The 9,364-nt window shown below is 52.7% G+C and carries 7 protein-coding genes; 2 read left to right on the top strand and 5 right to left on the bottom strand.

From position 1 onward, the window contains the following. Positions 1-216: 216 nt before the first annotated feature. Positions 217-2,514, bottom strand: coding sequence for a beta-glucosidase BglX (gene bglX / locus ACJHX7_RS08420; RefSeq protein ID WP_032171576.1), 2,298 nt, complete (start codon positions 2,512-2,514; stop codon positions 217-219). 195 nt (positions 2,515-2,709) lie between these two features. On the opposite strand from bglX, the gene dld reads away from it, so the two are divergent. After that, complete coding sequence (dld, locus tag ACJHX7_RS08415) at positions 2,710-4,425, top strand: D-lactate dehydrogenase (RefSeq protein WP_000097369.1); 1,716 nt, start codon at positions 2,710-2,712, stop codon at positions 4,423-4,425. A 38-nt stretch (positions 4,426-4,463) separates the two neighbouring features. Here dld and pbpG read toward each other — a convergent pair whose 3' ends face one another. Next, a complete protein-coding gene (gene pbpG, locus ACJHX7_RS08410; protein ID WP_094029721.1) occupies positions 4,464-5,396 on the bottom strand; it encodes a D-alanyl-D-alanine endopeptidase in 933 nt (310 codons plus the stop codon). A 173-nt stretch (positions 5,397-5,569) separates the two neighbouring features. After that, positions 5,570-6,157 carry a Yip1 family protein gene (locus ACJHX7_RS08405; protein WP_001295454.1) on the bottom strand — a complete coding sequence of 196 codons (588 nt, stop codon included), beginning with the start codon at positions 6,155-6,157 and terminating at the stop codon, positions 5,570-5,572. Positions 6,158-6,325: 168 nt separating this feature from the next. Between ACJHX7_RS08405 and ACJHX7_RS08400 the strand changes: the two genes are divergently transcribed. After that, entirely contained in the window at positions 6,326-6,904 is a 579-nt protein-coding gene (locus tag ACJHX7_RS08400; protein ID WP_001297891.1) for a DedA family protein, read from the top strand. A 119-nt stretch (positions 6,905-7,023) separates the two neighbouring features. Here the strand turns inward: ACJHX7_RS08400 and ACJHX7_RS08395 are convergent, their stop codons facing one another. Together ACJHX7_RS08395 and mdtQ are read right to left on the bottom strand one after the other, a co-directional pair. Next, positions 7,024-7,785, bottom strand: a complete 762-nt coding sequence (locus ACJHX7_RS08395) for an SDR family oxidoreductase (protein ID WP_032171577.1) — start codon at positions 7,783-7,785, stop codon at positions 7,024-7,026. A gap of 52 nt (positions 7,786-7,837) precedes the next feature. Next, the gene (gene mdtQ / locus ACJHX7_RS08390) at positions 7,838-9,274 is read right to left on the bottom strand and encodes a multidrug resistance outer membrane protein MdtQ (protein ID WP_094029720.1); all 1,437 of its coding nucleotides are present in this window, start codon (positions 9,272-9,274) and stop codon (positions 7,838-7,840) included. Positions 9,275-9,364 lie beyond the last annotated feature (90 nt).

Raw genomic sequence — 9,364 nt, 5'->3', positions numbered from 1 at the left:
GAAATGATGCCTGCATGACCAGCCAGGTAATGATTTACAGCGGCAAGTTTTACTTCAAATGAATGTTTCATAAACTGCACCTTCAGATGTCAGATTATGTCCAACATTTGGGGTGCAGTTCAGAGCGCCTTATCCGGCCTACAAAGGGCGAAAATTCAGCAAGTTAAGATATGAACATCAGGCAAAGGGCGCAAACGTCGCGCCCTTGCTAAAGCATTACAGCAACTCAAACTCGCCTTTCTTAACGCGTGCGGAATCAGTGCCGATAAAGACATTGAACTTGCCAGGCTCGGCGTCATATTTCATCTGTTGATTCCAGAACTTCAGCGCCTCGATATCAATCGGGAAGCTGACGGTCTGGGTTTCGCCCGGTTTCAGGGTGATTTTCTCAAAGCCTTTCAGCTGTTTTACCGGGCGACTCATGGAAGCCGTCACATCCTGCAGGTACATCTGAACTACCGTCGCCCCTTCGCGCTTACCGGTGTTCGTCACCTGCACGCTGGCGGTCACTTTGCCGTCACGCTTCATGGTCGGCGCAGAAAGTTTCACATCAGAGACGGTGAAAGTGGTATAGCTCAGACCATAGCCGAACGGATAAAGCGCCCCGTTAGCTTCATCAAAATAACGCGAAGTGTATTTGTTCGGCTTGTCGGCATTATACGGGCGACCGGTATTCAGATGACTGTAGTACACCGGGATCTGCCCGACAGAACGCGGGAAGGACATCGGCAGCTTGCCGGACGGGTTGTAATCGCCAAACAATACATCGGCAATTGCATTACCGCCTTCAGTCCCCGCAAACCAGGTTTCCAGAATCGCATCCGCCTGCTGATCTTCTTTCACCAGCGCCAGCGGACGCCCGTTCATCAGCACCAGCACCAGCGGTTTACCGGTGGCTTTCAGCGCCGCAATCAAGTCACGTTGGCTTTGCGGAATAGTGATATCGGTACGGCTGGAGGCCTCGTGCGCCATCCCCTGAGCTTCACCGACCACAGCCACCACCACATCAGATTGCTTCGCGGTTTGCACCGCTTCATCAATCATCTCTTGCGGCGAGCGCGGGTCGACTTTGACCGCCTCTTCATACTGATTCAGGAAATCGATAATGCCTTTGTCACTGGTGACGTTCGCCCCTTTGGCGTACAGCACTTTACCGTTTTCACCGACGGCGTTTTTAATCCCTGTTAGCACAGTAACAGATTGATCGGCGACACCTGCTGCCGACCAGCTGCCCATCACGTCACGCTTGCTGTCTGCCAGCGGGCCAACCACCGCAATGGTGGCTGATTTTTTCAGCGGTAACGTTTCGAGACGGTTTTTCAGCAACACCAGGCTTTCGCGTGCCACTTCACGCGCTTCTTTGCGGTGCAGGCGGTTTTCGGCATTGGTATCCACCGGGTCAGACTCTTTCGGACCGAGATGGCTGTACGGGTCGTTAAACAACCCCATATCATATTTAACGTTCAGTACATGACGGGCAGCGTCATCCAGCTCTTCCATCGTCACTTTGCCGGATTTGATCAACCCAGGCAGATACTTCGAGTAATACTCGTCGCTCATACTCATGTTGATGCCGGATTTCAGCGCCACGCGCACCGCATCTTCCGGGTCTGCCGCTGTGCCATGTTTAATCAGCTCTTTGATTGCGCCGTGATCGGAAACGGTGATGCCTTTAAAGCCCCACTGGTCGCGCAGAACATCTTTCAGCAGCCAGGAGTCGGAGGTGGCTGGCGTGCCGTTCAGCGAGTTCAGCGCCACCATCACCGCGCCGCTGCCTGCGTCCAGCCCCGCTTTGTACGGCGGCATATAATCATTAAACAGGCGCTGCGGACTCATATCGACGGTGTTGTACTCTTTACCGCCTTCTACCGCGCCGTAAGCGGCAAAGTGTTTGACGCTGGTCATCACCGAGTAGCGATCTGCCGGACTTTTACCCTGCATCGCTTGCACCATGGTTTTACCCATTATTGAGGTGAGATACGTATCTTCGCCAAAACCTTCGGAAGCACGTCCCCAGCGCGGATCGCGCGAAACATCGACCATCGGTGCCCAGGTCATATTCAGGCCATCATCTGCCGCTTCATAAGCAGAGACACGCCCGACTGTTTTCACCGCATCGAGGTTAAAAGACGAGGCCAGACCGAGGCTAATTGGGAACACCGTGCGCTGACCGTGCAGCACGTCGTAAGCAAAGAAAAGAGGAATTTTCAGGCGGCTTAATTCCATCACCTGATCCTGCATGGCGCGGATATCCTGACGGGTTACGGTGTTGAAAATCGCCCCAACCTGCCCGTCTTTGATCATCTCGCGGATCGCCTCTTTCGGATTATCCGGGCCGACGCTGATTAAACGCAGCTGACCAATTTTCTCATCAACTGTCATTTTCTTAAGCAGTTCGGTGACGAACGCATCCCGCGCTTCGGGCGTTAATGGATGGTTGCCGAATAAATCATCCGCCAGTGCTGGCTGCAGGGCCAGACTCACCGCGATTCCTACTGAACATAGCCATTTCATATGGATTTTTCTTCCTCTGTTGCCCGACGAGGCAGCGAAAATGGTGCAAAAACCGTAGTTTGCCATAAGCATGATAGAGAGAGAAAAAGAATGCTCAGTTTATTGTCTGAATTTTCAAAATATTCACTCGCTGAATTGTCATACAAGGCGCTATTCTAGTTTGTGATATTTTTTCGCCACCACAAGGAGTGGAAAATGTCTTCCATGACAACAACTGATAATAAAGCCTTTTTGAATGAACTTGCCCGTCTGGTCGGTCATTCACACCTGCTCACCGATCCCGCAAAAACGGCCCGCTATCGCAAGGGCTTCCGTTCTGGTCAGGGCGACGCGCTGGCTGTCGTTTTCCCTGGCTCACTACTGGAATTGTGGCGGGTGCTGAAAGCCTGCGTCACCGCCGACAAAATTATTCTGATGCAGGCCGCCAATACAGGTCTGACCGAAGGATCGACGCCAAACGGTAACGACTATGATCGCGATATCGTGATCATCAGCACCCTGCGTCTCGACAAGTTGCACGTTCTCGGTAAGGGCGAACAGGTGCTGGCCTATCCTGGCACCACGCTCTATTCGCTGGAAAAAGCCCTCAAACCGCTGGGACGCGAACCGCACTCGGTGATTGGATCATCGTGTATAGGCGCATCGGTCATCGGCGGTATTTGTAACAACTCCGGCGGCTCGCTGGTGCAACGTGGCCCGGCGTATACCGAAATGTCGTTATTCGCGCGTATAAATGAAGATGGCAAACTGACGCTGGTGAACCATCTCGGGATTGATCTGGGCGAAACGCCGGAGCAGATCCTTAGCAAGCTGGATGACGATCGCATAAAAGATGACGATGTGCGTCACGATGGTCGTCACGCCCACGATTATGACTATGTCCACCGCGTTCGTGATATTGAAGCCGACACGCCCGCACGTTATAACGCCGATCCGGATCGGTTATTTGAATCTTCTGGTTGCGCCGGGAAGCTGGCCGTCTTTGCGGTACGTCTTGATACCTTCGAAGCGGAAAAAAATCAGCAGGTGTTTTATATCGGCACCAACCAGCCGGAAGTACTGACCGAAATCCGCCGTCATATTCTGGCTAATTTCGAAAATCTACCGGTTGCCGGGGAATATATGCACCGGGATATCTACGATATTGCGGAAAAATACGGCAAAGACACCTTCCTGATGATTGATAAGTTAGGCACCGACAAGATGCCGTTCTTCTTTAATCTCAAGGGACGCACCGATGCGATGCTGGAGAAAGTGAAATTCTTCCGTCCGCATTTTACCGACCGTGCAATGCAAAAATTCGGTCACCTGTTCCCCAGCCATTTACCGCCACGCATGAAAAACTGGCGCGATAAATACGAGCATCATCTGCTGTTAAAAATGGCGGGCGATGGCGTCGGTGAAGCCAAATCGTGGCTGGTGGATTATTTCAAACAGGCCGAGGGCGATTTCTTTGTCTGTACGCCGGAGGAAGGCAGCAAAGCGTTTTTACACCGTTTCGCCGCTGCGGGCGCAGCAATTCGTTATCAGGCTGTGCATTCCGATGAAGTCGAAGACATTCTGGCGCTGGATATCGCTCTGCGGCGTAACGACACCGAATGGTATGAGCATTTACCGCCGGAGATCGACAGCCAACTGGTGCACAAGCTCTATTACGGCCATTTTATGTGCTATGTCTTCCATCAGGATTACATCGTTAAAAAAGGCGTGGATGTGCATGCGTTGAAAGAACAGATGCTGGAACTGCTACAGCAGCGCGGCGCGCAATACCCTGCCGAGCATAACGTCGGTCATTTGTATAAAGCACCGGAGACATTGCAGAAGTTCTATCGCGAGAACGATCCGACCAACAGTATGAATCCGGGGATCGGTAAAACCAGTAAGCGGAAAAACTGGCAGGAAGTGGAGTAAAAATTACGGATGGCAGAGTATCGCCATCCGTAATTCACTTAATCGTTCTGTGCCGTCTGCCCCGCCGCCGCCATTTGGGCGGCTTTTTGTTTTTTATAGCTTAACGCTGCTGCCGGAACAGGCATCACTTTACCGGTCTCAATCCAGGTACGCAGGCGGCTGGCATCGGCAAAATGGGTATATTTGCCAAACGCGTCCATCACTACCAGCGCCACCGGTTTATTATTGATAACCGTACGCATCACCAGACAATGGCCCGCCGCATTGGTAAAACCGGTTTTGGTTAGCTGAATATTCCAGTTATCGCGATACACCAGATGGTTAGTATTGCGGAACGGCAGCGTATACGTCGGGTTAGAGAAGGTTGCCATATCTTCCCGGGTGGTACTTAACTGCCCGATCAACGGATATTGTATGCTGGCAATGAGCAGTTTGGTTAAGTCACGGGCGGTTGAAACGTTATGCACCGACAATCCGGTCGGTTCAACAAAGCGCGTGTTGTTCATTCCGAGCGATTTCGCTTTCGCATTCATCGCCTTAATAAAGGCTTTGTAACCACCGGGATAATGGTGCGCAAGGCTTGCCGCCGCGCGGTTTTCTGAAGACATCAGCGCCAGCAACAGCATATCTTTACGGCTGATTTCGCTGTTTAGTCGTACGCGCGAATAGACCCCTTTCATCTCCGGCGTCTGGCTGATATCCACTTTAAGTTTTTCATCCAGCGGCAGTCGTGCATCCAGCACAACCATCGCGGTCATTAATTTGCTGATAGACGCAATCGGACGCACCAGATCCGGGTGGTTCGAATAGATCACTTTGTTGGTATTCAGATCAACAATCATCGCGCTACCGGAGGCAATTTCCGGCTGTGAAGCGGTGGTAGCGGCTGCCGTTTTCGCAACGGCCTGCGGTGCCAAAGGCACAGCCAGCATCAGGGCCAGGCTAAATAAAGAAACTCGAAATTTCGGCATGATGAGCATTCAGATAGTGGTTCACGCGCACGGGTTGCGCACCGCCGGAGTAAGGATTTACTGAGGCTAGCGACGCCATCATAACGAGCAAAAAGTGCGATCGTCAAAGAAGAATCGTGAGGAAATGCTGCATTGCTGACATTTACGCCAGCAATGCAGCGCAAAAGAACTTTCTAGAACAAACGATAACCGTAGCCCCATAGTATAACGGTAAGGGCGAGCAGCACTTCCAGCACCAGCACGCCTATCGCCAGTGTCGAACTGGAGAAGCTAAGTCCTTCCTCTTTGTTGATATTCAGGAAGCTCGGAATACCGAGATACAGCAGGTAGCCGGTGTAAAACAGCGCCACCGTGCCGACCAGCGCACACAACCAGACCAGCGGGTAAAGCGCCACCAGACCGCTTAAAAACAGCGGAGTTGCAACGTAGCCCGCGAAGACCATGCAGTGCGCAAGTGACGGACGCTGCGGATAATTACGCGCCATCCACCAGATGACCCGCCCCATCACCGCAACCCCAGCCAGCATAACGCCGTAAAACAAGACAGCCAGCGCCAGTCCGGTAAACCAGGATAACTTCAGGATAGTGCCATCGCCAAAATTCCAGCCAATCTGTGTAGTGCCAATGAAGGCGCAAATCACCGGAATCGCCGCCATCAGCAAAACGTGGTGGGTGTAGTGATGAGAAATCGTTTCGTTTTCGCGATTAATCACCTGCATTTCACGATCGGGATGGGAAAACAGTCCCCAGACATGGCTCATACCGCCCCCTTGTTGTGAGTTCATGAACCTGACAGTTCAAGTATAAGTCAGCTTGTGATTATTTTTTGTTCGCTCATGTAATTTGCACCGTCTGTGTACGTCCTTTTTCAGCGTGAATGATTCACAGGGTGTATGCTTACAGGCAAGCAAAGGGAGACAGACTGGCTTATGGATCTCAATACACTCATCTCACAATATGGTTATGCCGCGCTGGTGATCGGTAGCCTGGCGGAAGGTGAAACCGTGACTTTGCTGGGAGGCGTTGCGGCACATCAGGGGCTATTAAAGTTCCCGCTGGTGGTACTTTCTGTGGCGCTTGGCGGCATGATTGGCGACCAGGTGCTTTATCTGTGCGGGCGGCGGTTTGGCGGCAAGCTATTACGCCGTTTCTCGAAACATCAGGATAAAATTGAGCGGGCGCAGAAACTTATCCAACGCCATCCGTATCTGTTTGTCATTGGTACGCGTTTTATGTATGGCTTTCGGGTCATTGGCCCGACGCTGATTGGTGCCAGCCAGCTGCCGCCGAAAATCTTTCTGCCGCTGAATATTCTCGGCGCATTTGCCTGGTCGCTGATTTTTACCACTATCGGTTACGCTGGTGGGCAGGTGATTGCGCCGTGGTTGCACAATCTCGACCAGCATTTGAAGCACTGGGTCTGGTTGATTCTGGTCGTGGTTCTGGTGGTAGGCGTGCGCTGGTGGCTGAAACGGCGCGGGAAGAAAAAGCCGGATCATCAGGCGTAAAACCATTGCCCTGGATAAGGTGTTCGCGCCGCATCCGACATCCGGTGCACCATGCCTGATGCGACGCTGGCGTGTCTTATCTGGCCTAACCCAATGAAATAACCACGCACCTCACTGCGCTATTCTGGGTTGAACTGCGGATTCGCCAACATAAAGCCGCCATCCACTATCAACGACTGCCCGGTGGTGTAATTTGCGCCCTCCGAACAAAGCCATACCACCAGGCTGGCAATCTCATGCGTTGTGCCAAAACGTCGCAAGGGAATCGAAGGCTCCGCGTCAGGCTTCACGTCGCCGCCATCCATGCCGTTCATTGGCGTGGCGATCGCCCCAGGTGCGACTGCGTTCACCAAAATCTTATGCCTGACCAGCTCCAGCGCCATCGTTTTGGTTAACCCACCGAGCGCATGTTTAGCGGCTGTGTAGGCGCTGGCATCCGGCAACGGCGTATGTTCATGCACCGACGTAATGTTGATGATGCGACCGCCCTGCCCTTGTTTCACCATCTGACGAGCCGCAATTTGCGAGCATAAAAATGCGCCATCGACATCAACGGTAAAAATCTTGCGCCACTCATCGAAAGCCATATCAAGAAACGGCGCTTTGGTCATTGCGCCCGCATTATTCACCAGCACATCAATACGCCCCAGCCGTTGAATAAGTTTCTCCAGCGCCAGCGCCCCTTCTGGTAGATTGCCGAGATCCAGTTGCACGATCTCCGCACGTACGCCGTGGCTAACCACCTTACGCGCGGTATCTTTTGCCCCTTCTTCATCTGAGTGCCAGGTAATGCCAATATCAAACCCCTGCTGCGCCAGTAATAACGCGCACTCTTTGCCGATCCCCGAATCGGAGGCGGTAATTATCGCGACCTGTGCCATCGAGTTCTCCACTTAACGCTGAATAAATGTTAAGTATAGAAGGCGCATATCATCAGCGTTTGTAACCCCCGCCCAACGCACCAGTGAGTTGAATGGAGGCATCCAGCCACTGCCCTTGCAATAACAGGCCATTGGCCCGCTCACGCAGCGCCGGGATCCTGGCTTCGCTGACGCGGGAACCGGCAATGATACCCGCGTTAAAGCGGGCCTGCGCAAGACCTACCACACGTAAGGCATCGCGCTCAATTTGCGCCTGATGCTGGTTTTTCTCCGCCAGTGTCTGAACCTGACTGGCTGCCCGCGCCACGTCATTCACCGCTTCAACCACCGCTTTGTTGTAGCTGGCGATAGACAAGTTGCTTTCGGCTTTTGCAATATCGAGGTTGGCGTTAAGACGACCACTATCGAAAATGGGTAGCGTCAGGCCTGCCGTAACGCCCATTTGCTGCGAGGAATGACGGAACAGATCGCTTAAGTGCAACGCATCCTGTTGCAGGAAGGCCATCAGGTTGATGTCAGGATAAAATGCCGCTTTTGCCGCATCAATAGTGCTTAACGATGACTCAACGTACCAGTGCGCCGCCTGCAAATCTGCCCGCCGGGCCAGTAAGGAGTACCCCAGTTCATCAGGAAGCTGGCTTGCCACTTTCGGCAATGCGACCGATTTAAGCTTCAATGACTTTGTCTGGTGATTTGTGAGTGCATTTAACCGTGCCTCAATAATTTTCATTTTCCCCGCGACATCGTTGAGCTGCTGCCGGGTTTTGCTGGCATTAATATCGGTTTCCACACCTTCAACTGAAGAAGTAATCCCGTTCTGATATAGCTGGCGATCGGTCGCGATAATGGTGTTCTGCTCTTTTTCGATTTGCTGCAAGACCGTGTTTAACGCCGCCTGGGTTTGCCACTCCCAGTACAGGCGGGCTACGCTGCCAGCCAGCAATTGGCGGGTTTGCTCGCGTTCCGCCGCCCGTGCTTTAACCGTACCCAGGCGAGCAGCAACCTCCGCCCGATTCTTTCCCCAGATATCGAGATGCCAGCCCGCCGTTAAGCCAAAAGTACCGTTGGTGTACCACGGACCGGTCGTACCTGCGGCAGGATCGTTCAGAGCAAACGGCCCCATTAACCCTTCTGCAGACATTTTTTGCCGCTCCATATCCGCAGAAAAGTCGATCTGCGGACCATCCTGAGTGGCAACTGCCTTCGCCTGGGCTTCAGCCAGCTGAATGCGCTGTTCAGCCACCTGCATATCCGGTGCGTTCTGTAGTGCGTTATTAATTAATGAGGTGAGTTGATTATCGTGATACTCCAGCCACCATTGGCTGTCTGGCCAACCATTTTTCAGCGCCGTGGGTAATGCGGTGTCAACTTGTGCCGCGGGTGTTTGCTGGCTTAACGCCTGGCGGGTTTCATGCATAGGCGCACACCCGGCTAGCATCAGTAACAGCGGAAAACAGGCGATGGCTGGATAAAAAGAATCACGATTCATGGGGGAATAATCAGGTAAGAAAAGGTGCGCGGAGATTACCGTGTGTTGCGATATATTTTTTAGTTTCGCGTGGCAATACATCAGTGGCAA

Origin of the sequence: Escherichia sp. WS1451 (genome assembly GCF_046487365.1) — a bacterium.
Taxonomy (GTDB): Bacteria; Pseudomonadota; Gammaproteobacteria; order Enterobacterales; family Enterobacteriaceae; genus Escherichia; species Escherichia coli.
This window is presented reverse-complemented; position numbering and strand designations above follow the sequence as displayed.

Excerpts from the sequence above, each read along its gene's own strand:
- bglX (WP_032171576.1), bottom strand. The coding sequence starts at position 2,514 with ATGAAATGGCTATGTTCAGTAGGAATCGCGGTGAGTCTGGCCCTGCAG.
- dld (WP_000097369.1), top strand. The coding sequence starts at position 2,710 with ATGTCTTCCATGACAACAACTGATAATAAAGCCTTTTTGAATGAACTT.
- pbpG (WP_094029721.1), bottom strand. The coding sequence starts at position 5,396 with ATGCCGAAATTTCGAGTTTCTTTATTTAGCCTGGCCCTGATGCTGGCT.
- ACJHX7_RS08405 (WP_001295454.1), bottom strand. The coding sequence starts at position 6,157 with ATGAGCCATGTCTGGGGACTGTTTTCCCATCCCGATCGTGAAATGCAG.
- ACJHX7_RS08400 (WP_001297891.1), top strand. The coding sequence starts at position 6,326 with ATGGATCTCAATACACTCATCTCACAATATGGTTATGCCGCGCTGGTG.
- ACJHX7_RS08395 (WP_032171577.1), bottom strand. The coding sequence starts at position 7,785 with ATGGCACAGGTCGCGATAATTACCGCCTCCGATTCGGGGATCGGCAAA.
- mdtQ (WP_094029720.1), bottom strand. The coding sequence starts at position 9,274 with ATGAATCGTGATTCTTTTTATCCAGCCATCGCCTGTTTTCCGCTGTTA.